The following is a 22566-nucleotide window of genomic DNA, read 5'->3' on the forward strand; positions in this document are numbered from 1 at the left end:
AGCGCGTTGGCACGGCTCAGAACGTGTCGAGCTCCAGCCGCGCTCCCAGATCGGCCATCGGCGCACGTTCCTGCTCCAGGTCCGCCTCGGTCAGCGGATGCTGCTCCAGCCAATCGGCGGGCAGGCTCAGGCGCAAGCGCTGGCTGGTCGCGGCCAGGCGCATCTGCGGCAGGGATTCGGCGCGCCGCGCGCGGCGGAACAGCACCGCCAGGCGCAACAGGGCCGTGACATGGCGGGCCAGCACGCGATAGCGCTGGGGCAACGCCGAGAACAGCGCCTTGTCCGGTTTGCGCCGATGCGATTGCACGACCGCCGCAAGCAATTGCTGCTCCTGCCGCGAGAAACCGGCCAGGTCGGCGTGACGCAGGATATAGGCGCCGTGATGATGGTGTTGGCTATGGGCAATCGCCAGGCCGATTTCGTGCACGCGCGAACACCAGGAAAGCCATTCGCGTGCCTCGCCGTCGAGCTTCCACGCCTTGGCTACCTGATCGAACAACAGCAGGGCGGTCGACTCGACGCGCCGCGCCTGTGCCCGGTCCACGCCATACCGCGCCGCCAACGCATCGATGCTGGCCGTACGCGGATCGCTGCCGCCGGCACGGCCAAGCAGATCCCATAGAAGCCCTTCGCGCATCGAGCTTTCGCAGATGCGCATGCGCTCGATACCCAAGGCGGCAAACGCCGCTTCGAAAATCACTACGCCACCGGCCAATACCGGCGCACGGTCCTCGGCCAGCCCGGGCAGCTTCAAGGCACTGATCTGGCCTTGGGCGAGCAAAGCCTCGCGCAACGAAGCCAGCGAGGCCGGCGTGATGCCGTCATCGGAAAACTTCATGGCCTGGACCACCGAGCCGATGGCCTTGGCGGTACCGGATGAGCCATAAGCGTCGAGCCAGCCCGCCTCGCGGTATTCCTCGGCAAACTGTTGCAGCAGCACGCCGATCTCGCCCAGCGCCTTCTGCCAGCGTTTGCGATTGAGCTTGCCACCGGGGAAGAAACGCATGGTGGAGGCGATACAGCCGGCCTGCACGCTTTCGGTCTGCATCGGCGCCAGGCCTCGGCCGATGATGAATTCGGTACTGCCGCCGCCGACGTCGATCACCAGCCGGTTTTCGCGTGAAGAGGGCAGGTCGTGCGAGGCGCCGAGAAAGATCAGGCGGCCTTCTTCGCGGCCGGAGACGATTTCCACCGGATGCCCCAGCGCGCTTTCGGCGGCGGTCAGGAAGGCTTGCGGCGAAGCGAGACGGCGCACCGAGTTGGTGGCCACGGCGCGCACGCGCATCGAGGGCACGCCGGCGATGCGCTGGCCGAAGCGCGCGAGGCAGTTGAGCGCACGGGCACGGTGTTCGGCGTCCAGGGTGCCATCGGCACGCAGGCCGGCGGCCATGCGCACGGTTTCACGCAGGCGGTCGATCACGCGGGGTTCGCCATGTTCCACCCGCGCCACCACCATGTGATAGCTGTTCGAGCCCATATCCACGGCGGCGATCAGTTCGCCGTCTTTGATCTGAATCTGATCGCCTTGGCTCATACGTGGCTCTTGTGGCTACAAGTTGCCGATTCTCGCACGTAGGCGAGTGAAGACGAAGCTCACACTTTGGTCGTGGGGCAAATCTTTTCCAGCAAGATCTGCTGCGCGTTGTGCGGTATGGCGTCGCCGGGCTGTGCACGTTGGTAGTGCCCATCGCTGCCGAGCAGCCATGCCTGGGTGTTGTCGCTCAGGTAATTGGCCAGCGTTTCGTTGTAGACGCGTGCCGCCAGCTCGGGATCGAGGATCGGGAAGGCGATCTCGATGCGGCGCATGAGATTGCGTTCCATCCAGTCCGCACTGGCGCAATAGATTTCCGGCGCGCCATCGTTGGCGAACCAGTACACGCGGCTGTGCTCGAGAAAGCGTCCGACAATCGAACGCACCCGAATGCGCTCGGAGACACCGCGCAGACCGGGGCGGAGCGTGCAGGCACCGCGCACGATCAGGTCGATTTCCACGCCAGCCTGCGATGCGCGATACAGCGCCTCGATCACATGCGCCTCGTTGAGCGCATTGAGCTTGGCGACGATGCGAGCCGGCTTGCCTTCCTGTGCATGCTGGGTCTCGCGTTCGATTTTTTCCATCACGCTCTTGTAGAGCGTGAACGGCGAATGCAACAGGCGCTTGAGTTCGATCATCGGGCCCAGGCCCGAGAGCTGCTGGAAAATCTTGTGCAGGTCTTCGCCGATATCCGGGTTGGACGTCATCAGGCCGATGTCGGTATAGGCGCGGCTATTGGCCTGGTGATAGTTGCCCGTGGACAGGTGCACGTAACGGCGCAGCGTGTCGCCCTCGCGGCGCACGATCAACAGGGCCTTCGCGTGCGTCTTGTATCCGACCACGCCATAGACGACCTGCACGCCGGCCTCCTGCAGGCGCGTGGCAAGCCGGATATTGGCCTCTTCATCGAAGCGCGCACGCAGCTCGATCACCACGGTGACGTCCTTGCCGTTGCGCGCCGCCTCGACCAGCAGGTCGACCAGCGGCGTATCCACGCCGGCGCGATAGAGTGTCTGCTTGATCGCCAGCACGTTCGGGTCCTGCGCCGCTTGCCGCAGCAGGTCGACCACCACGGCGAACGATTCGTAGGGGTGATGCATCAATACATCGCGCTGGCGCAGCACGTCGAACTTGCATTTGACGTCGTCGAAGGCGTGCGGTAACTGCGGGGTAAAGCGTGGGAACTTCAGTTCCGGGCGGTCGAGCTGGTCGTAGATGATGCCGGCACGAATGATATTGACCGGGCCGTTGCAGCGGTAGACGTCGGTGTCTTCCAGTTCGAAGTTGGCCGTCAGCATGGACACGATCGCCTTGGGGCAATCGCTGCCGATCTCCAGCCGCACCGGCCGCGCATAGCCACGGCCGAGCAGTTCCTCGCTGAGCGCGCGCGCCAGGTTGTCCACCTCGGCCTCTTCGACCACCAGCTCGCTGTTGCGGGTGACGCGGAACTGATACGAACCGGCGACCTTGAAGCCGGGGAAGACCAAGTCGACGAACGCCTGCAGCAACTCGGCGAGAAACACGTAGTTGTCGCCGGTATCGCAGACTTCATCGGGCATGCGGATGATGCGCGGCAAGGAACGCGGCGCGCGCAGCAGGGCCATATGGCCTTCGCGCCCGAATGCATCGCGGCCCTTCAGCACCACGGCAAGGTTCAGCGTCTTGTTGAGAATGCGCGGGAAGGGATGCGCGGGATCCAGCCCCAGCGGGGACAGCACCGGCATCACTTCGTTTTCGAAATAGCCCTGCAGCCAGCGACGCTGGCGGTCGCTCCAGCGGTCGCGCGTGAGAAAGTGAATGTCCTCGCGCGCCAGTGCAGGCCCCAGCTCGTCCTGCCAGGTGATGTATTCCTCGGCCACTAGTTCGAGCGCGCGCTTGCGAATGCGCGTTAACAGCTCGCCCGAGGAAATGCCGTCGGGGCCGGGGGCTGCCGAGCCGTAATAGTGGTGATGCTTGAGCATCGCCACGCGCACCTCGAAGAATTCGTCGAGGTTGTTGACCACGATGCTCAGGTAGCGCAGCCGTTCCAGGACCGGAATCTGTTCGTCGCGCGCCTGCGCCAGCACGCGGAAATTGAATTCCAGTGCGGCGAGTTCGCGGCTGAGGTAGAGCTCAGGTGCGGAGCGGTCGGCGGTGGGCGAGGGTGTTTCGGGTTTACGGCGCATGACGCCATTCTGGCCTAAGCAGCTTTCACGTACATGCCGCAGTGCCGTAAACGTGATGGCCGTTCAGCGACGGTCAGCTCTCGTCGTTGCCGCCGGGCTTGAGCAGGCGCTCGTGGCTGAAGCTGCACGAGAAGGTCGAGCCCTGGCCCGGTTCGCTCTGGATGTCCAGGCGCGCCTGGTGCAGGTTCAGCACGTGCTTGACGATCGACAGCCCCAGACCGGTACCGCCGCTGTCGCGCGAGCGGCTGGACGATACGCGATAGAAGCGTTCGGTCAGGCGAGCCAGATGCGTCGCGGGAATGCCGAAGCCGGTGTCGGTCACCGAGTAGGTCGCGCCTTCAGGCGTGCGCCGCCAGCGGATGGTGATGCTGCCGCCGGTGGGTGTGTAGCGCACGGCGTTGCTGACCAGGTTGGACAGCGCGCTGTGCAGATCCTTGGACGAACCGAGCAGGTCGGCCTCGGCGGTCGACTCGAGCGTGATGCGATGCCGGCCTTGGCTGAGCGCTTCGGCTTCCTTGCGGATGGTCGCCATCAACGGCGTCATCGGCACGCGTTCTTCGCTGATGTGCTCCTGCGTTTCCAGACGCGACAGCGTGAGCAGGTCTTCGACGATCTGGCCCATGCGCTTGGACTGCGCACGCATTTCGCCGAGCACCGGTGCCAGTTCCGGCACGTCTTCCGGATCGATCAACTCGAGATAGCCGTGGATCACCGTCAGCGGCGTACGCAGTTCGTGCGAAACGTTGGCGACGAAGTCGCGGCGAATCTGTTCCAGCCGTGTCATGTGACTGATATCGCGCGCCAGCAACAGACGCTGGTTGCTGCCGAACGGCAGCAGCGTCACATTGATATGGCGGTTGGGATGGCCTGGAGCCGCGACATCGTTGAGCGGCTCGTGCGCGCCGTCTTCCAGCCAACCGGCCAGTTCGGTAGTGCTCAGGCGCTGATGTAGGTCCGCGCCGCGGTCATGCGGGCGGCGCAGGCCAAGCAGGTCCTCCGCCGCGTGGTTGAACCAGCGGACATGTTGATGACCGTCCAGCAACACGACGGCATCCGGAAGGCTGCCGGCGGCGCTGCGCAGATCACGCAAACTGGAGGCGATACGACGAGAACGCGTCATGAAACGGTCATGCTGCAAAGGGCTGATGCCGGGGACAGATGTCATCATGAGCTGTGTTTCATGACGAATTCGAGTCAGCAAAAAGACGATTTCCGCAATAGCGACAATAGCCACGCCAGTTGCGACATGCCCGCCCGCGAACCAGCCGATCGCGCCGCCGAAAAACAACGCAGCGGCCAGTGCTATGGCAAGTTTCCAGCGATGGGCGGGTTCGAGCATGTAGCGCTGCCTGGGCTTGGGACGCTCAAGCATCGGCAGTGCACTCAAGGAAAGCAAGCTGCCGAGTCGAGCGAGCCGGCACGGCAGCGCAGCCCTCAGGTGTTGGCGGAGAAGCGATAGCCGGCACCGCGCACGGTTTGCACCATGTCATCGAGCTTCCACGGTTCGAGCGTCTTGCGCAGACGGCGGATGTGCACGTCGACCGTGCGCTCCTCCACATACACGCTGCCGCCCCAGACATGGTCGAGCAGCTGCGCGCGCGAGTACACACGCTCGGGATGGGTCATGAAGAAATACAGCAGGCGGTATTCGGTCGGACCGATCGGCACGGCGTCGTCGCCGGCAAACACGCGATGGGCCGGCCCATCGATGCGCAGGCCGCCCAGTTCGACCAGGCCCGAGCCGTCGTCGCCCTGGCTGCGACGCAGCACCGCCTTGATACGGGCGACCAGCTCGCGGGTGGAGAAGGGCTTGACCACGTAGTCGTCCACGCCTGCCTCCAGCCCGTTCACCCGGTCCATCTCCTCGCCTCGGGCGGTGAGCATGATGATCGGGATTTCGCGGCTGAGCTCTTCCTTGCGCAGGCGGCGAGCCAGCTCCAAGCCACTGGTGCCCGGGAGCATCCAGTCGAGCAGGATCAGATCGGGGACTTGTTCGGCTATCGCCAGTTGGGCAGCGCGGGCATCGGCGGCGTGCGCCGCGTCCATGCCAGCCTTGCGCAGGGCGAAGGCGACCATGTCGCGGATCGAGGCTTCGTCTTCGACGATAAGTATGCGTTTATGCACGCTGGTGATCCGCTTGAGAGGCCTATGACGCAATTATTGCAACGATCCAATGTTACGCGACAATGACAAGCGGCACTTTTTGACAAAAATAAGCAGATTTTGAGGCTGGGTAACGATTCCGTTTTTGGGGTTTTCCGAGCTCAGCGGGTCAGTTCAGCTGCTGATCGCGTCCGGAAGGGTTGTCTTCGGTCTGTACCCGGCGTTTACGCAGCTCCATCACCAGCGGGGTCAGCTCGGTAATCCGGGCCTGGATACGGGCCCGGGCGTAGTAGTCGAGATCCGGGCGCTTGAGCAGGCGCTTGAGCTGCTCCATGGCGTCGAACGGGCGCCCCGACAGGTAGCTGGCATCGGCATAGGCTTCGCCGGCCCGGACGGGGTCGCCGGCTTTTTCGCTGGAGCGTGCGTAGGTGCGATACACCGTCGGCTCATCGGTATCGTCCAGCATCGGGCGCAACATATTGGCCGCCTGGATGGCATCGTCGCTGTTGCCGGCCACCAGCGCCTGCGCATAGCCCAGCGCGATCGCGCGATTGCGCGGCGACAGCCGGTTGAGTTCGGCATACAGCGACAAGGCCGCACCCCGCTGGCCCGATTGCAGGTACGCGTCGGCCAGGCCGATCTGCAGGATCTGATTACCCGGATAGGTCTTGAGCAGCTTCTGCATCTGCTCGGCAGCCAGCGTGCCACGGCCACTGCGGGTCAACGAGAGCGCGTAACCGTAATGGTTTTCCGGGGTATCGAATGTCTTGTCCCTGGCGAGGTTGTCGCCGTAGTAGGTGCTCAGCTGCAAGGCATCGCCGGACAGCACGCGAATGCGCTCGCGCATCAGCAGGTAGGTGTCCAGATCGGTCTTGGACGAACCCTTGAGCAGGGTGGTCGGGTCCTTCACGTAGATGATCGGCGCGGTGGATTTTTCCCACTGATCCTTGACCAGGGTGGTATGGCTGGGTTTCAGCTTTTGCTGGGCGATCAGCGTGCCGGCGCGCGACTTGGCGTCGCTGATGCGCGATAGCGTGACCGGATGGGTCTGCAGGAATTCGGGCACGTCGCGGTCGCCACCCGAACCCACGCGCATGGTGTCCTGCATGCGCTCGAAGAAATCGGCCATCGCGTTCGGGTCATAGCCTGAATTGGACAGCGTCTGGATGCCGGCGCGGTCGGCTTCGACCTCGTCCTTGCGGGTGAAGTTGATCTGCCGCTGCATGATCAACCCCTGGCCGCCGGCGAGCACCGCCGCGGCGCCGTCGCCCGCTCCGGCGCCTGCACCGGCGGCGATCGCGCCGAGCAGTACCAGGGCCAGCAGTGGGGCGTCCTTTTTCGATGCTTCGAAGGCGCGTTCCAGATGGTTCTGGGTGATATGACCGATTTCGTGAGAAATCACCCCGGCCAGCTCGCTTTCGCTGCGGGTGATGACGATCAGGCCGGAGTTGACCGCGATATAGCCGCCGGGCGCCGCAAAGGCGTTGATCACCGGGTCCTTGACGATAAAGAACGAGAAATGATCCTTGGGCTTGGCGCTATTGGCGGCCAGGCGGTGACCCAGGTCGTTCATATAGTCGTCGAGCATGGCGTCGTCGATGACCATGTCCAGCGCGCGCATCTGGCGCAACATGGCGGCGCCGTAGTCCTGGGCCTCCTGCGGGGAGATCAAGGCGTTGGCCGAGCTGCCCAGGTCGGGCAGGCGCGTGGGATCCTCCTGGGCACCGGCACTCAGGGCGAGGCCGGCGCAGATCAGGGTCGTAAGAAGTCGTACGGTCAGGGAGCGTGGTGCCATGCGCATAGGTGAGCGACAATACCATTTGAGACAACCGCCCGGCGTAACGGTTCAGCCGCCGCCGGGTTGATTTTTGCCCTTTTTGCCCCATAAAGCGGGCTATCTACAGCTCTTCCGGAGTGTGCGTCGTGTCCACCAAGATTGAGGTCTATTCGACCGCGGTTTGCCCCTACTGTGTCGCTGCCAAGAACCTGCTCAAGTCCAAGGGGCTGGAGTGGAGCGAAGTGCGCATCGACACCGATCCCGCACAACGCGACGCCATGCTGGCGCGCAGCGGCGGTCGCCGTACGGTGCCGCAGATCTTCGTCAACGATCAGCACGTCGGTGGCTTTGACGACCTGGTGGCGGCCGACCGTAGCGGCAAGCTGGCCGAACTGCTGGGGCAGGCTGCATGAGCAAGGATCGCGTCGCCGAGTTCACCGCTTTCCGCCAACGCATGAACGAGCGGATCCTGGGCGAAGACAATCAGGTCATCCGCCGTTTCTTCGCGCTGGACACTCAGACCTACAAGCCCGGCGCCCTGGACGTGAAGACCAAGGAACTGTTGGGCCTGGTGGCCTCGATGGTGCTGCGCTGCGACGACTGCATCAGCTACCACATTGCCCAGTGCGTCGAGGCCGGCGTGACCCGGGAAGAGTTCTTCGAAACCTTCAGCGTCGGGCTGGTGGTGGGTGGCTCGATCGTGATCCCCCATCTGCGCCGTGGCGTGGATTTCCTGGATCAGTTGGAAGGCGGTACGGCCGCTGGCGCGGAAAATTGCGCCGATCACGCCTGAGGGTTTGATAGGAGCTGTTGGGGCAACTTCAGTTGCGACAGCGCAGTTACGTCACGGGCGCTCGCGACTGAAGAAAAGCCCTAAATTCTCTCCTATCCGTCGTCCCGGCGAAGGCCGGGACCCAGTGCCTTACGCTTCAACGTGCTGAAGACACTGGGCCCCGGCCTTTGCCGGGGCGACGATGGAAACAGAGGGTATTGGAGGTTCCCTGAAATCTGTTCCTGCAATAACGGCAGGGGCAGGGCGCCCGTTCGAGTTTGCTTGACGCTGCATACGAGGATTTGCAACGCCTCACCACGCGTCCGCACTGTTCCGGCGCAGACGCATCGGCGATAATCGTTAGGTTATGCAGGCGCCTGAAGCCTTTGCCGCCTGATCAGCTTCCCCCTTCCGTTTGAGGAGTTCCCCCGATGAGCAAAACCATTGCCGTGATCCCGGGCGACGGTATCGGTCCGGAGATCATGAATGCCACGTTGCGCGTTCTCGATGCCCTGGACACCGGCCTGAGCTATGACGTTGTCGAAGCGGGCATGGTCGCGCTCGACAAGCACGGCGATCTGTTGCCGGCCGCCACGCTGGAGGCGATCGCCAAGCACAAGGTGGCGCTCAAGGGGCCGCTGACCACGCCGATCGGCGGTGGCTTCACCTCGATCAACGTAACCCTGCGTCGCCATTTCGATCTGTACGCCAACGTGCGTCCGGCGATCAGCTTCCCGGGCACCAAGGCGCGTTACGACAATATCGACATCATCACCGTGCGCGAGAACACCGAAGGTGCGTATCTGGCCGAGGGTCAGACGCTGTCCGAAGACGGCGAGACGGCGCAGTCGATCATTCGCAATACCCGCAAGGGCAGCACGCGCATCGTGCGCTATGCCTTCGAGATGGCCGTCAAGAAGGGTCGCAAGAAGGTCACGGCGGTGCACAAGGCCAACATCATGAAGACGAGTTCGGGCCTGTTCCTGAATATCGCGCGTGAAGTGGCGAAGGAATATCCGCAGATCGAGTTCAACGAAATGATCGTGGACAACACCTGCATGCAGTTGGTGATGAAGCCCGAGCAGTTCGACGTGATCGTCACCACCAACCTGTTCGGCGACATCCTTTCCGATCTTTGCGCTGGCCTGGTCGGCGGCCTCGGTCTCGCACCGGGCGACAACATCGGCGAGAGCGCGGCGATCTTCGAGGCTGTGCACGGCTCTGCTCCGGACATCGCCGGCAAGGGCATCGCCAATCCGTGTGCGCTGCTGCTGGCCGCCGCCGACATGCTCGATCACTTAGGCATGGTCGAGAAGGGCAGCAAGATCCGCGCAGCCATCCGCGACACCATGGCCAACGACCGTGACCACGTCACGCCGGACCTCGGTGGCAAAGGCAGCACGGAAAGCTTTGGCGAGGCGATCGTCAAGCGCGTCAAAGCCGCCTGATCCCAGGTTTCACCCACAAAAACCCCTCCGCATGCGGAGGGGTTTTTCTTTGCGTAACGATCAGGAAGCGAGCTTGGCCTGCGCCGGCTGGTAGTGCCCGGGTTCGGACTGGAAGGTGATGCCGAAGCGGTTGAAGCTGTTGATCATCACCACCGCCATATTGAGATGGACCAGTTCCTCGTCGCTGAACGCAGCGGTGGCCTGCTCGTAGACGTCGTCGGACACGCCGTGCTCGCCGAGTTTCGTCACGGCCTCGGCCCAGGCCAGGGCGGCACGCTCGCGCTCGCTGTACATCGAGGCGGCCTCGCGCCAGACCTGCACCAGATACAGGCGCTGCTCGGTTTCGCCCCCCGCACGCGCATCCTTCGTGTGCATGTCGATGCAGAAAGCGCAGCCATTGATCTGCGATACGCGCAGCAGCACCAGCTCGATCAGCGGCTGCTCGAGGCCGCTATGGCGCAGCTGCCCGGCCATGGCGAACAAAGGCTTGAGAATGCTGGGAAATTTGTTGTAGTCGAGGCGCTTGGACATGGGATGTCTCCTGTGAGTTGTGGGGCCAAAGTGCTTGGCTTCATCTCTAGGACGCACGACCCGGGCTGGGCGTGACAGCTTTCAGCCGGGCCAGTTTGAGCGGGTCGCGCAGGGACTGGATCGCCACGATCTGCTCCCCATCGGTTTCGATCCACATCACCGTCGCCAGTTCGCCCTCGACCCAGGTCAGCAGGGCCGGAGCACCGTTGAGCCACTGCAGGCGGTGTACCGCCTCCACCGTCTGATAGCGCGCGGCGATCTGCGTATAGAGCCGGGCGACGCGGTCACTGCCTTGCAGCGGACGCAGTGCAGCGGTGGCGCGGCCACCGCCGTCGGCCAGCATCATCACATCGTCGGCGAACAGGCTCTTGAGCACATCGGGCGTAGGCTGCTGCATGGCCTGCATGAACTTTTCCAGCAGACGTTGCTGCGTCTCGGGTGCATGGGTGAAACGCGGGCGACCTTCACGCAGGCGCTGTTTCGCACGATGTGCGCGTTGTCGGCAGGCGTCTTCGGCGATGCCGAGCATGGCGGCCGCCTCGGCATGGCTGTAGTCGAAGATGTCGTGCAGCAGAAAGGCGGCCCGTTCCTCGGCGCTCAGTCGCTCCAGCATCAACAGAAAGGATATCTGCAGACTTTCGCCGCGCTCGGCCCTGGTCTGCGGTTCTTCCTCTTCGGCGATCAGCGGCTCGGGTAACCAGGGACCGACATGGTGCTGGCGTTCGGTCTTGGCGCGACGCAGGCGGTCCAGCGCCAGCCGCGTGGTGACCGTGACCAGCCAGGCTTCGGGGTCGTCCAGCAGCGCGGTGTCCTGTTCATGCCAGCGCAGCCACGCATCGTGCAGCACATCTTCCGCGTCACCCGGCGTGCCCAGCATCCGATAAGCCAGCCCGAACAGGCGTGGACGGTGCTGCTGGAACAATGCGGTTTGTGCGTCCATCGGATACTCCTAGGGTGGATAGTCCCAGGACGCACGACTCACGTGAAACGTGACCGTCTCAGCGAAAGAAGGGGTAGGGCGCCAGGAACACCAGCCAGATCACCAAGACAATACCGGCGTACTTCGCCACACGAAAAAGCTTCGGATATTTTTTCTTGAACGCGCGGCTACGTTCGCGGCTACGCTGATTCAAGGCGAACATCTGGTTGACGAAGCCGGTTTTCTCTTCCGGCGACTCGGTATTGGGCGAGGCGGTGATCTTGCCCATGAAAGCGCCGACGCGGTGATTGATCGTATTCATCCAACGCGTGCGCAGCGGGCGCTCCACGTCGGCGAACAGAATCACGCGGGTCTGGTCGCTACGGTTCTCGGCCCAGTGCACATAGGTCTCGTCGAACACTACGTCCTTGCCGTCGCCCCATACGTGTTCCTGGTCGTCGACGATGATGCGGCAGTTATCGGAGTTGGGCGTGATCAGGCCCAGGTGATAGCGCAATGAGCCGGCGAACGGATCGCGGTGCGGATTGAGTTTGCTGCCCGGCGGCAACAACGCGAACATCGCTGCCTTGACGCTGGGAATCGAGCGCAGCAGTTCGACCGTCTTCGGGCACAGCGATTCGGCGGAGGCCAACGGCTCGCCGTACCACTTCAGATAGAAACGCTTCCAGCCCTGCTTGAAGAAACTGTTGAAGCTGGCGTCGTTGTGCTTTTCGGCAGCGCGAATATAGCCCTCGTCGAAAAGATGCATCGCCTCTTCGCGAATGGTCTGCCAGTTGGCCTGCAACAGATCGAGCTGGGGAAAGCCGCGGCGATCCAGAATAGGGCGTGCCGGCACGGCGGAGAACGCGTACATCAGCAGGTTGTACGGCGCAAAGATCGCCGAGTGATCCACCAGCTGGCGATCGAAGCGCAGTCGCGCCCGTCCGCGCAGGTGCACCAGCAGCACGCACAGAACAAACAGCGCGAAGACGATCAACAGGATGAGTCGGGGCGAAAGCATCAGTGGGACCAGGCCAGGGGGCGACAGATACATGGCTATTCTACTCCGGCCGGACAAGGGGGCGGATTCAACGATGTCGCAGGCCGTTCAGTGTCCCAGGACGTGGACGCTTCCGCCGCCAGGGCGATAGGCGCGCTGCAGGGCCTGGTGGACGTAGGTTGCCGCGCTCCGCACCGCCGAGCGCGGCGTGCGCCCCTTGGCCAGCTCCGCTGCGATGGCCGAGGCCAAGGTGCAGCCCGTGCCATGGCCTTCGAGCTTGAGCCGGGGGTGGTGGAGTTCGAGTACCCCGCGCGCGTCGTAAAAGTGGTCGATGACCGTACGACCGCCCGCATGGCCGCCCTTGAGCAGCACGCTCTTGGCGCCAAGTTCGAGCAGCGCCAGGCCGGCACGATCGAAATCCGCCGGCTTGCGAATCGACCAGCCGAGCAGGGCTTCGGCTTCGGGAATGTTGGGAGTCAGGATGTCCGCCAACGGAATCAGTTCCTGGACCATCGCTTCGACGGCGTCCTCGTCCAGTAGGCGCGCACCGCTGGTGGCGATCATTACCGGGTCGACCACCAGCCATGACGGCTGCCGCCGTTGCATCTCTTGTGCGACCAGCCGAGTGATGGCGGCGCTGCCCAACATGCCGGTCTTTACGGCGCCGATGGGGAAGTCGTCGAACACGGCGGCGATCTGGCTGCGGATATGTGCCTGCGGTACGGCATGCACTGCGGTGACGCCGCGGGTGTTTTGCGAGGTGATGGCGGCGATGACGGACAGGCCGTGCACGCCACGGGCGTGGAAGGTTTTCAGATCGGCCTGGATACCGGCGCCGCCGCCTGAGTCGGAGCCGGCGATGGTTAGGGCGATGGGTGGGGGGGCTTTGGGCATGAGGGATTTGAAATTGAATTGCGGTCAGCTTACCTACCTACTCGTCATTCCGGCGCAGGCCGGAACCCAGTGGCATCAGTGTCGAATAAAGATCGGTCCACTCCGGATTCTCGCCTTCAATAAGGCGAGCTTTCCATACACGGTGCCAACCCTTGAGTCGTTTCTCGTGCAGGATCGCAGATTCCATGGTTTCGTGCAGTTCATACCAGACGAGCGTATGCGCTCGATGGCGTCGACTGAAGCTATCGGCAACGTTGTTCTTATGCTGCCAGACGCGTTTGATCGGATCGCTGGTCACGCCTATATAAAGCGTGCCATTGCGCCGGCTCGCCATCATGTAAACACAAGGTTGCCGCCTTTCCATGGCGTGATCTCCACTGGGTTCCGGCCTGCGCCGGAATGACGAGTAGGTAAGGTGACTACCGAATACCTACCTTTTGATCGTCATCCCGGCGCAGGCCGGGACCCAGTGGCATCAGTGGTGATAGATGCTGCTATCAACATTTGGCTTTCTGTACAGGCGCAAGCCGGTCTTCCTTGTCATCTAAAAAGCCGGAACGGTGAAAGCTGCCCCGGCCCCAAACTCACAAAGCCTCAGAAGCAAAATCCGCCAACCTCGACCGCTCACCACGCCGCAACGTGATATGCGCCGAATGCTCCCAATGCTTGAACCTGTCCACCGCATACGTCAAACCAGACGTCGTCTCAGTCAGATACGGCGTATCGATCTGCTCGACGTTACCCAGGCAAACAATCTTGGTACCCGGGCCGGCACGCGTGATCAAGGTCTTCATCTGCTTCGGTGTCAGGTTCTGCGCTTCATCGATAATCAGATAACGCGACAGGAAGGTCCGTCCACGCATGAAGTTGAGCGAACGAATCTTGATGCGCGATGCCAGCAGGTCGTTGGTCGCCTGACGCCCCCAACTGCCGCCCTCTTCCGGATTGGCCAGCACTTCCAGGTTATCGGTAAGCGCCCCCATCCACGGCGTCATCTTCTCTTCTTCGGTACCCGGCAGAAAACCGATGTCCTCGCCAACCGACACCGTGGCACGCGTCATGATGATTTCGCGATAGCGCTGCTGATCCATCACCTGGGCCAGGCCGGCGGCCAGCGCGAGCAGCGTCTTGCCGGTGCCGGCGGTGCCGAGCAGGGTGACGAAATCGACATCGGGATCCATCAGCACGTTCAGTGCGAAGTTCTGTTCACGGTTGCGCGCGGCGATGCCCCAGACACTGTGATTGGCGTGACTGTGGTCATCCAGCAATACCAGGGTGGCTTTGACATCGTCGACATGCAGCACGCGAAGTTCGACGGCGTTTTCCCCAGGCAGGAACAGACACTGGTTGGCGTACCAGTCCTCGCTTTCGTGGCGATCGACTTTGTAGAACGTACGGCCTCGTTCGTTCCACGATTGAACTTCCGGATGCTTGTCCCAGAAATCTTCACCCAGCTCCGTGGCGCCGGTATAGAGCAGGGCGAAATCGTCGAGCGCGCGATCGTTTTCATAATCCTCTGCATCGATGCCATAGATCTTGGCCTTGATGCGCAGGTTGATGTCTTTCGTCACCAGGATGACCGATCGGTCCTGGTTCTGTTCCTGCAGCTCGATCACCGCGGACAGGATCTGGTTGTCCGCCTTGCCGTGTCCGTTGCTGGTGCGCTGCTGAAAATACAATCGCCCCACCGCGCCGCCGCGTTTGAGCGTGACGCCTTCCGGGTTGGTCAGTTCCAGGCCGTTGCTGATGCCGTGGCCGTTGCCACGGACGATCAGCTCATTGAGAAACCGGCTGACCTGGCGGCCGTTGCGGGAAACTTCCGAGGCGCCTTTTTTCTTTTCGTCCAGCTCCTCCAGAACTGTCATCGGAATGAATACGTCGTGTTCTTCGAAACGGAACAGCGACGTGGGGTCGTGCAGCAGAACGTTGGTGTCGAGAGCGTAAATGCGCTTGCTTCCGGTCATGCGGAAGTGCCTCGCTTAAGTCGCAGTTGGAGGAATCGCGACGGAGTCGTCGCGAGTGTCTGGCCATGGCGGCCAGTCGGCCCGCGGGCAGCGGGCCGGTGGAACGGGAAGTGACGATGCCGTTGGGTCACTTCGCCGGGATTGCGTCGAGCACAGCTTGCGCGTGGCCGGGGACTTTCACTTGACGCCATTCATTCACGAGTTTGCCTTCAGGGTCGATCAGGAAGGTACTTCGTACGACACCCATGTGACGTTTTCCATACAGCACCTTCTCGTGGATCACATCGAAGGCCTGGCACCAGGTTTCGTCGGGGTCGGAAACGAGGGGGAACGGCAGCTCCTGCTTGGTGGCAAAGTTGGCATGGGACTTCACCGAGTCGCGCGACACGCCAACGATCTGGGCGTTGCGCTTGAGGAACTTCGGATACAGATCGCGGAAGTCTTTCGCTTCCGTGGTGCAACCGGGCGTGCTGTCCTTGGGGTAGAAATACACCACTACCCACTTTCCCTTGAGACTGTCGAGCTTCAGTTCGCTACCGTCGCCGGTAAGAGCTTTCAGCTTGGGTACTTTCTTGCCGATTTCAGGCATGGATTCTCCTGCGCGACCTGGGGCGGCCACGGCTATGTGTATAAATCAGAGAAAAGACATCGTGACGACGGAGTCGATGGCGCGGGAGGGTGTTGGACATCGTGCGATGGATATCGCTCGATCTTCGGACCCGCATGCGCGCCCCTCCTGTGTGATGCCTTGGGGCAAAGACTAGCGCGATCCGGGACAGATAACAGCTCTTGCGGAGCGATCACCCTGGGAGCATTCTCAGAACTTCACTGGGTCCATGATGGCGTCCAGATTCAGGCCGTCGCAGAACTCCAAGAAATCGTCGCGCAAGGCGGCGATATGCGTCTGGGCCGGAATGCCGATAGTGATCTGCGCCTGGAACATCGCGGTGCCGGTCTGCATGGCGCGGTAGCGCATCGAGCTCAACTGTTCGACGCTGATCGCGCGGCGATCGAAAAATTCCACGATCTTGGCCAGGATGCCCGGCCGATCCATCGAGATCACCTCGACCAGATAGGGCAGGAGCTGCGCATCGGCGTCGTCCTCGCCCTGGCCGGTGCGGTAGTGGCTCAGATGCCAGTCTTCCTCGCGCGCCAGCTTGGCCAGCGCAGTCTCCAGCTTGGCGATCGCATCCCAGGCGCCAGTCGCCAGCACGGTGATGGAGGTGTCCGGGCCCAGGCTCGACACCCGGGCATCGGCCAGGTTGCAGCCGGCATCGGTGATGCGGCGGGCGAGGGCCTGCAGCGGCGTGCGGGAGGCAGGGGTAAGCGTCTGGATCAGCAGCTGATGATCGTTACCGGTACGCGTGGAGGGACGGTTCAAGTGCTGTTCTCCCGCTCGACGCGGCATGACTTAAGGGCGTCCAACCAGCTTACTTGCCGCCCCAGCAAGCCCGCAAGTAACATGCATGGCTTGGATTTAGGCGGAGTCAGCCTTGAACATTCGTGGAAGCATCTGTGCGCTGGTGACGCCGTTTACGGCGAACGGTGCACTTGATCTGCCCGCTTTCGGTCGCCTGCTCGATTATCAGATCGCGGACGGCACCGAGGCCGTGGTGGTCGCCGGTTCCACCGGCGAAGCGCATATGCTCGACCATCACGAGTACGAGCAGCTGTTGAGCTACGCGGTGGAACGCGTCGCCAAACGTATTCCCGTGCTCGCCGGTACCGGCGAAGCGGCGACCAGCAAGACCGTGGCGCTGACCCGTCGCGCCCGTGAACTGGGCGCCGATGCCGCCCTGGTGGTGGCCCCCTATTACGTGCGCCCCACCCAGGAAGGTCTGCGTCGCCATTTTCTGGAAGTGGCCGAGCAGGGCGGCCTGCCGGTGGTGCTCTATAACGTTCCCAGCCGGACCGGCTGCGACGTGCTTCCGGCCACTGTGGCCGGCCTGTGCGAGCATCCGGGGATCATCGGCATCAAGGAAGCGGTGGGTTCCGATGAACGCATCCGTGCGATCTCGGAACTTGTGCGCCCGGATTTCGTCTATCTCACCGGCGACGACGGTACGGCCTGCAAGGCCATGCTGGGCGGCGCGGCGGGGGTGATCTCGGTAGTGGCCAATCTTGTACCCAAGGCGTTCCGCGCGTTCTGCGATGCGGCGACCCGGGGCGACAAGACGGCCGCCGAGCGTCACAATGCCGGGCTGATGCCGCTGATCGAAGCGCTTAACTGTGCGCCCAACCCTATCGCCGTCAAGGCAGGGCTGCCTTCGCTGGGGCTGGGCACCGCGGGTTTACGCCTGCCTTTGGTCGAATTGGAAGACGGCCCCGACCGTGCACGCATACTCGCGGCACTGGCGGGTCTGGCATCCTTGGCGGATGCCGCCTGAATCTCCTGCTCGATATAAAAAACTTTTACCGGAACCCGACTTCATGAAGAAAACCCCGCTCGTTGTGGCCCTGCCGATCCTGGCGATGTCTGCCTTGCTGTTGTCCGGCTGCGGCATGTTTCGTTCGCACAAACAGTGGGAGACCGCCAAGCAGGAGTCGCCGCTGGAGATTCCGCCGGGCCTCGATACGCCCTCGACCAGTGCCGCGCTGGTGATTCCGGAGCCGGGTGCCAACGCTCCGACGCCCAACGGCGCCACCGCCAAGTTCGGTCCGGGCGGCGGCGTGATCGCTGACGGCTTCGTGATGACCGATACGGTCGACGCGACCTATCAGCGCGTGGGTCAGGCGTTGGAGCACGGCGATATCGGCCAGGTGCTCTCGCATGACGACGCAACGCACAGCTACACGCTGAGCGTGGTTGCTTCAGACAATCCGGCCCCCAAGCGTGGCTTCATTGGCCGCTTGTTTCACGGCAAGTCGGACAATGGCGCAGCCGATTCGTCCAGCGCCCCGGGCGCCAAGCCGCATCAGGTGCAGTTGGTCGTGTCCGCAAGTGGCGAGACCGCCGCCGAAGTGCGCGCACAGGGCGATGCCGGCGCGGTGTCCAAGGTTATCGACACGCTCAAGTCGCGCATGGGCGCCAAGTGAGTTAGGGGTCAACAGTCAGGAGTGAGGAGTACAAGCTTTTGCTCCTCACACTGCATAAAAAAAAACCGGGCGATGCCCGGTTTTTTTTATCTCTGTAGCAAGCCCAGCTTATCCGGCTTGTTCTCCCACTCCTTGGCGTCGGCCAGGCCGTCCTTGCGCTCGGTGATGACCGGCCAGTCGCGGGCCAGTTCGGCGTTCAGTGCGACGAAGCCTTCTTGCCCGGCGGGCACATCATCTTCCGGATAGATCGCGTTGATCGGGCATTCCGGCTCGCACAAGGTGCAGTCGATGCACTCGTCCGGGTTGATCACCAGGAAATTGGGGCCTTCATGGAAGGCATCGACCGGGCAGACTTCGACACAGTCGGTGTATTTGCACTTGATGCAGTTGTCGGTGACGACAAAGGTCATGTGGCGGCGCGCCTTTTTGAAGCTCTTGGCCCGTGCCAGGCCGGGATGTGGCGCTCCCTACGAGGTTCGAACTCGTGTTCCCGCCTTGAGAGGGCGGTGTCCTAGGCCACTAGACGAAGGGAGCGAAATGCACCGGAGCGCGGTAGTATAACGGAAATGTTCGGCCCGGCAATGCCCGTTGGCGCTGCGGAACGAACCTAAAAAGGCCCCCGGCAACGCCTCTGGCGTGCACCGGGAGCCACCTCTTCCGGGGCTCAGGGGCCCGTCTTTATGGTTGCAAGGATCCACATCGCTTGAACTTGAAAGCAAGGAACGAGAACGACGCCACGCCTGCGTTACGCATCATTCCGCGCGAGCAGCATGTGATTTCGCGCAAGAACATCAGCAAGGCGGCGTTGCGTGTGCTCTATCGGCTCAACGAGGCTGGCTACGCCGCCTACCTGGTTGGCGGTGCTGTGCGCGATCTGCTGCTTGGCGGCCATCCGAAGGATTTCGACGTCGCTACCAATGCGACGCCCGAAGACGTCAAGAAGCTGTTTCGCAACTGCCGCCTGATCGGTCGCCGCTTTCGCCTGGCGCATGTCGTCTACGGCTCGGAAATCATCGAGGTGGCGACCTTCCGCGGCACCGGTGAGGAGGGCGTCGCCAACGATGGCGATCGCCACGTCGTCGACGGCCGCATCGTGCGCGACAACGTCTGGGGCACGATCGAGGAAGATGCGGTGCGCCGCGACTTTCGTGTCAACGCGCTGTACTACGACATCAGCGATTTCTCGGTGCGCGACTACGTCGGCGGTGTACAGGACGTCCAGGACCGGGTGCTGCATCTGATCGGCGACCCGGAAACGCGTTATCGCGAAGATCCTGTCCGCATGCTGCGTGCCGTTCGCCTGGCCGCCAAGCTGAATTTCCGTATCGATGCGGCTGCGTCGGCGCCGTTCGACGATCTCGGGCCGTTGCTCGCCGATGCGGCACCGGCGCGTCTGTTCGACGAGTCGCTGAAGCTGTTCCTGGCCGGCCACGGTCTGAAGAGCTTCCGCATGCTCGAGCAATGCGGTTTGCTGCGTTTCATGTTCCCGGCCACGGCGCGCGCGCTCAAGCGCGGCGACGACGCCTTGCGTTCCCTGATCGAACAAGGGCTGTCGAGCACCGACGAGCGTGTCGCCGAAGGCAAGTCGGTCACGCCGGCGTTCCTGTTCGCGGTGCTGCTCTGGGGCGAGGTGCGCGATCTTGCGCATGCCTGGATGGCCAAGGGCGTCGACAGCAACGAAGCCTGGTCGCGTGCGTCGATGAACGTCGTGGCCGAGCAGTGCCAACGCGTGGCGATTCCGCGCCGTTTCACTTTCACGATGGAAGAGATCTGGTCGCTGCAGCCGCGCTTCGAGCAAGTACAGCGCAAGCGCGTCTTCCGTTTGATGACGCATCCGCGTTTCCGCGCCGCGTTCGATTTCCTGCTGTTGCGTGCGGGTGAATCGCCGGCGATTCGCGAGCTCGGCCAGTGGTGGGACCACGCGCAGAAGTTGCCGCATGAGACCTTGGCTGCGGCGTTATCGGGCAGTGCAGCCGTGACCGAAGCGCCGCCGCAGGCATCGGCCAGTCAGGCAGCGGCCAAGCCGCGCAAGCGCCGTCGCCGCCGCAAGAGCAAACCGGACGCCTCGTGAACCAGGCTTTTATCGGCCTGGGGAGCAACCTGGGCGATTCGCGTCAACACATACTGGATGCCATCGACGCGCTGGCGCGGTTGCCTGGGACACGGGTGCTGGCGCGGTCGCGTCTTTACAGCACGCCGCCCTGGGGCGTGCTTGAACAGCCATCGTTTGTGAACGCTGCCGTGTCGATCGAGACGCCGCTGGCGTCGCACGAACTACTCGATGCCTTGTTGACGATCGAGCGCGCCGCCGGTCGCGTCCGTGATGGTGAGCGTTGGGGTCCGCGTACGCTCGACCTGGATCTGCTGCATATGTCGGGCGTGACATTGAGTGACGAGCGACTGACCTTGCCGCATCCACGCATGGCCGAACGTGCCTTCGTCCTGTTGCCGCTCAACGATCTCGCGCCTGACCTCCAAGTGCCCGGAGCTGGCACGGTCGGCGAGTTGCTGGCGGCTGTCGATAGCTCGGAATGCACGTTATTGCCTTGAGCCGTTATGGCTGCGCGCCGGATAATGGCTACTTCGCTGTTTAGCTGACTCTGAAGGAATTCACGTGTACGTTCAGAACGCCAACGCATCCGATCGCAAGCCGGTTACCGTGCCGGGTCTGCGCGCGATGAAAGCGGAAGGGCGGCGAATCGTCATGTTGACCGCCTATGACGCCAGCTTCGCCTGGCAGCTCGAGGCCGCCGGGGTCGATGTCGCGCTGGTCGGCGACTCCTTGGGGATGGTGGTGCAGGGGCATCGCAGCACCCTGCCGGTGACGTTGGACCACATGGTCTATCACACCAGCATCGTCGCGCGTGGCTTGAATGCGACCTTGCTGGTAGCCGATCTGCCGTTCATGGCCGACCGCGATGTCGCGCATATGCTGGAAGCCGGTGCGCGCCTGGTGGGTGAGGGTGGTGCGGCGATGGTCAAGGTCGAGGGTGCGGCGCCGCATATTCTCGACGGCATCCAGGCGCTGACCGTACGGGCCATTCCGGTCTGTGCCCACCTGGGGCTGACGCCGCAGTCGGTACACAAGTTTGGCGGTTTCCGTATCCAGGGCCGCGAAGAAGAAGCCGCCGAACGTTTGGTCAAGGAAGCGCTGGCGGTCGAAGCGGCCGGCGCGGCCATCGTGGTGCTCGAGGGCATCCCGACGGCCCTGGGTGAGCGGATTACCCAGGCCATATCGATCCCGACCATCGGCATCGGTGCCGGTCCGCATTGCGATGGCCAGGTACTGGTATTGCACGACATGCTGGGCATTACGCCCGGCAAGCGTCCCAAATTCAGCAAGGATTTCCTCGCAGGACGCGATTCTGTAGCGGCGGCCATTGCCGCCTATGTACAGGACGTACGCAGTGGTGCCTTTCCGGCACCGGAACACGGCTTCAACTAGCTCGCGCCGGGCCCATTTTTTAAGAGTAAAGCGACTCCTTTATGCAGACAGTGCAAGACGCCGCGGCCCTGCGTGCCGCCGTTCGCGGTTGGCGCAATCAGGGCCAGACCGTGGGTTTGGTGCCTACCATGGGCAACCTGCATGCGGGTCACTACTCGCTGATCAAGCTGGCCCGTGCTCGTGCCGACCGTGTGGTTGCCAGCGTGTTCGTCAATCCGACCCAGTTCGGGCCAAACGAGGATTTCGAGCGCTACCCGCGTACCCTGGCACAGGACCAGGCCGGCCTGGCCGAGGCCGACTGTGACGTCCTGTTCGCCCCGGAAGTGGCCACGATGTATCCGTTCGGCCCGGCCAACAGCGTCAGCCTGCACGTGCCGCAACTGACCGAAACCCTCGAAGGTGCACATCGCCCGGGTCATTTCGATGGTGTGGCGACGGTGGTGTGCAAGCTGTTCAACCTGGTGCAGCCGGATCTGGCGGTGTTTGGCCAGAAGGATTTCCAGCAGCTCAAGGTGATCGAGCGGATGGTTCGCGACCTCTCGTTGCCGGTAAAAGTGATGGCTGGCGCCACCTTGCGCGCGGACGACGGCCTGGCACTCAGTTCCCGCAACCAGTATCTGTCGCGGGACGAGCGCGAGCTTTCGACGCAGATTCACGCCACCCTGTTGCAGATGCGCGAGCTGATCGGCAAGGGACATGCCTGGCGCGTGGTGGAACAGGCCGCGGCGTCCAAGCTGCAGCGTGCCGGTTTCGAGCCGGACTATGCGGCCATTCGCCGCGCCGAGGACCTTGCCGAGCCGGCCGATGGCGAGACCGGTGGGCTGGTGGCCCTGATTGCCGCCCGCCTGGGCACCACCCGGCTGATCGACAACCTGCTGTTCGATTGAGCGACCTTTCGTGAGCCGCCTGGGCCGCCTTTCGGCCCGGGTCTTGCTCCGATATTGAACCCTCGCGCCCCGCCCCCACGTAGGGGCCCAG

Annotated in this window: 23 protein-coding genes and 1 tRNA gene; 9 read left to right on the top strand and 15 right to left on the bottom strand. The window is 63.0% G+C overall.

Features of this window, described 5'->3' with window-relative positions; translation table 11 throughout:
* Positions 1-16: 16 nt before the first annotated feature.
* The 5 genes from ACZ6WW_RS03740 to ACZ6WW_RS03760 form a co-directional block, all read right to left on the bottom strand.
* Positions 17-1534: a Ppx/GppA phosphatase family protein gene (locus ACZ6WW_RS03740; protein WP_281852786.1), complete on the bottom strand. Its 1518-nt coding sequence runs from the start codon at positions 1532-1534 to the stop codon at positions 17-19.
* Positions 1535-1593: 59 nt separating this feature from the next.
* Positions 1594-3699, bottom strand: a complete 2106-nt coding sequence (gene ppk1 / locus ACZ6WW_RS03745; RefSeq protein WP_465273040.1) for a polyphosphate kinase 1 — start codon at positions 3697-3699, stop codon at positions 1594-1596.
* A gap of 73 nt (positions 3700-3772) precedes the next feature.
* The gene (gene phoR, locus ACZ6WW_RS03750; RefSeq protein ID WP_465273041.1) at positions 3773-5038 is read right to left on the bottom strand and encodes a phosphate regulon sensor histidine kinase PhoR; all 1266 of its coding nucleotides are present in this window, start codon (positions 5036-5038) and stop codon (positions 3773-3775) included.
* A 95-nt stretch (positions 5039-5133) separates the two neighbouring features.
* Positions 5134-5823 carry a phosphate regulon transcriptional regulator PhoB gene (gene phoB / locus ACZ6WW_RS03755; RefSeq protein WP_281848095.1) on the bottom strand — a complete coding sequence of 230 codons (690 nt, stop codon included), beginning with the start codon at positions 5821-5823 and terminating at the stop codon, positions 5134-5136.
* A 148-nt stretch (positions 5824-5971) separates the two neighbouring features.
* Positions 5972-7597: a M48 family metalloprotease gene (locus tag ACZ6WW_RS03760; protein ID WP_465273042.1), complete on the bottom strand. Its 1626-nt coding sequence runs from the start codon at positions 7595-7597 to the stop codon at positions 5972-5974.
* A gap of 128 nt (positions 7598-7725) precedes the next feature.
* Here ACZ6WW_RS03760 and grxC point away from each other — a divergent pair, with 128 nt between their 5' ends.
* The 3 genes from grxC to ACZ6WW_RS03775 all read left to right on the top strand — a co-directional run bounded on the left by grxC (position 7726) and on the right by ACZ6WW_RS03775 (position 9799).
* Positions 7726-7992: a glutaredoxin 3 gene (gene grxC, locus ACZ6WW_RS03765; RefSeq protein WP_281848097.1), complete on the top strand. Its 267-nt coding sequence runs from the start codon at positions 7726-7728 to the stop codon at positions 7990-7992.
* Positions 7989-8372 carry a carboxymuconolactone decarboxylase family protein gene (locus ACZ6WW_RS03770; RefSeq protein ID WP_281848098.1) on the top strand — a complete coding sequence of 128 codons (384 nt, stop codon included), beginning with the start codon at positions 7989-7991 and terminating at the stop codon, positions 8370-8372. The genes grxC and ACZ6WW_RS03770 overlap by 4 nt, the downstream gene beginning before the upstream one ends.
* A 410-nt stretch (positions 8373-8782) precedes the next feature.
* Entirely contained in the window at positions 8783-9799 is a 1017-nt protein-coding gene (locus ACZ6WW_RS03775) for an isocitrate dehydrogenase (protein ID WP_465273043.1), read from the top strand.
* A gap of 60 nt (positions 9800-9859) precedes the next feature.
* Here the strand turns inward: ACZ6WW_RS03775 and ACZ6WW_RS03780 are convergent, their stop codons facing one another.
* The 8 genes from ACZ6WW_RS03780 to ACZ6WW_RS03815 form a co-directional block, all read right to left on the bottom strand.
* Positions 9860-10330, bottom strand: coding sequence for a carboxymuconolactone decarboxylase family protein (locus ACZ6WW_RS03780; RefSeq protein ID WP_281848100.1), 471 nt, complete (start codon positions 10328-10330; stop codon positions 9860-9862).
* Positions 10331-10376: 46 nt separating this feature from the next.
* Positions 10377-11270 (bottom strand): RNA polymerase sigma factor SigJ, encoded by an 894-nt coding sequence (sigJ, locus tag ACZ6WW_RS03785; RefSeq protein ID WP_465273044.1) that lies wholly within the window; start codon positions 11268-11270, stop codon positions 10377-10379.
* A 58-nt stretch (positions 11271-11328) separates the two neighbouring features.
* The gene (locus ACZ6WW_RS03790) at positions 11329-12303 is read right to left on the bottom strand and encodes an aspartyl/asparaginyl beta-hydroxylase domain-containing protein (RefSeq protein WP_465273045.1); all 975 of its coding nucleotides are present in this window, start codon (positions 12301-12303) and stop codon (positions 11329-11331) included.
* 54 nt (positions 12304-12357) lie between these two features.
* Positions 12358-13143: a bifunctional hydroxymethylpyrimidine kinase/phosphomethylpyrimidine kinase gene (gene thiD, locus ACZ6WW_RS03795; protein ID WP_465273046.1), complete on the bottom strand. Its 786-nt coding sequence runs from the start codon at positions 13141-13143 to the stop codon at positions 12358-12360.
* Between the two features lie 37 nt (positions 13144-13180).
* Positions 13181-13507: a GIY-YIG nuclease family protein gene (locus ACZ6WW_RS03800; RefSeq protein WP_465273047.1), complete on the bottom strand. Its 327-nt coding sequence runs from the start codon at positions 13505-13507 to the stop codon at positions 13181-13183.
* Positions 13508-13727: 220 nt separating this feature from the next.
* Positions 13728-15107 (bottom strand): PhoH family protein, encoded by a 1380-nt coding sequence (locus ACZ6WW_RS03805; protein ID WP_281848105.1) that lies wholly within the window; start codon positions 15105-15107, stop codon positions 13728-13730.
* 127 nt (positions 15108-15234) lie between these two features.
* Positions 15235-15696, bottom strand: a complete 462-nt coding sequence (locus ACZ6WW_RS03810; protein ID WP_465273048.1) for a peroxiredoxin — start codon at positions 15694-15696, stop codon at positions 15235-15237.
* 228 nt (positions 15697-15924) lie between these two features.
* Positions 15925-16515: a glycine cleavage system transcriptional repressor gene (locus tag ACZ6WW_RS03815; protein ID WP_281848107.1), complete on the bottom strand. Its 591-nt coding sequence runs from the start codon at positions 16513-16515 to the stop codon at positions 15925-15927.
* 85 nt (positions 16516-16600) lie between these two features.
* On the opposite strand from ACZ6WW_RS03815, the gene dapA reads away from it, so the two are divergent.
* Together dapA and ACZ6WW_RS03825 are read left to right on the top strand one after the other, a co-directional pair.
* The gene (gene dapA, locus ACZ6WW_RS03820) at positions 16601-17494 is read left to right on the top strand and encodes a 4-hydroxy-tetrahydrodipicolinate synthase (RefSeq protein WP_465273049.1); all 894 of its coding nucleotides are present in this window, start codon (positions 16601-16603) and stop codon (positions 17492-17494) included.
* Between the two features lie 43 nt (positions 17495-17537).
* On the top strand, positions 17538-18143 hold the full coding sequence (locus ACZ6WW_RS03825) for a hypothetical protein (RefSeq protein WP_281848109.1): 606 nt from the start codon (positions 17538-17540) through the stop codon (positions 18141-18143).
* An 86-nt stretch (positions 18144-18229) separates the two neighbouring features.
* On the opposite strand, the gene fdxA is transcribed toward ACZ6WW_RS03825, so the two are convergent.
* Both fdxA and ACZ6WW_RS03835 read right to left on the bottom strand, forming a co-directional pair.
* A complete protein-coding gene (gene fdxA / locus ACZ6WW_RS03830; RefSeq protein ID WP_281848110.1) occupies positions 18230-18553 on the bottom strand; it encodes a ferredoxin FdxA in 324 nt (107 codons plus the stop codon).
* Positions 18554-18601: 48 nt separating this feature from the next.
* A tRNA-Glu gene (locus ACZ6WW_RS03835) sits at positions 18602-18677 on the bottom strand.
* A 175-nt stretch (positions 18678-18852) separates the two neighbouring features.
* Between ACZ6WW_RS03835 and pcnB the strand changes: the two genes are divergently transcribed.
* The 4 genes from pcnB to panC all read left to right on the top strand — a co-directional run bounded on the left by pcnB (position 18853) and on the right by panC (position 22475).
* Positions 18853-20214: a polynucleotide adenylyltransferase PcnB gene (gene pcnB / locus ACZ6WW_RS03840; protein WP_465273555.1), complete on the top strand. Its 1362-nt coding sequence runs from the start codon at positions 18853-18855 to the stop codon at positions 20212-20214.
* The gene (gene folK, locus ACZ6WW_RS03845) at positions 20211-20693 is read left to right on the top strand and encodes a 2-amino-4-hydroxy-6-hydroxymethyldihydropteridine diphosphokinase (RefSeq protein WP_465273050.1); all 483 of its coding nucleotides are present in this window, start codon (positions 20211-20213) and stop codon (positions 20691-20693) included. Before pcnB ends, folK begins: the two co-directional genes overlap by 4 nt.
* Before the next feature lie 64 nt (positions 20694-20757).
* On the top strand, positions 20758-21588 hold the full coding sequence (gene panB, locus ACZ6WW_RS03850) for a 3-methyl-2-oxobutanoate hydroxymethyltransferase (protein ID WP_465273051.1): 831 nt from the start codon (positions 20758-20760) through the stop codon (positions 21586-21588).
* Positions 21589-21629: 41 nt separating this feature from the next.
* Complete coding sequence (gene panC, locus ACZ6WW_RS03855) at positions 21630-22475, top strand: pantoate--beta-alanine ligase (RefSeq protein WP_465273052.1); 846 nt, start codon at positions 21630-21632, stop codon at positions 22473-22475.
* Positions 22476-22566: the final 91 nt, after the last annotated feature.

It is taken from the genome of Dyella sp. NPDC103356 (assembly GCF_055584465.1).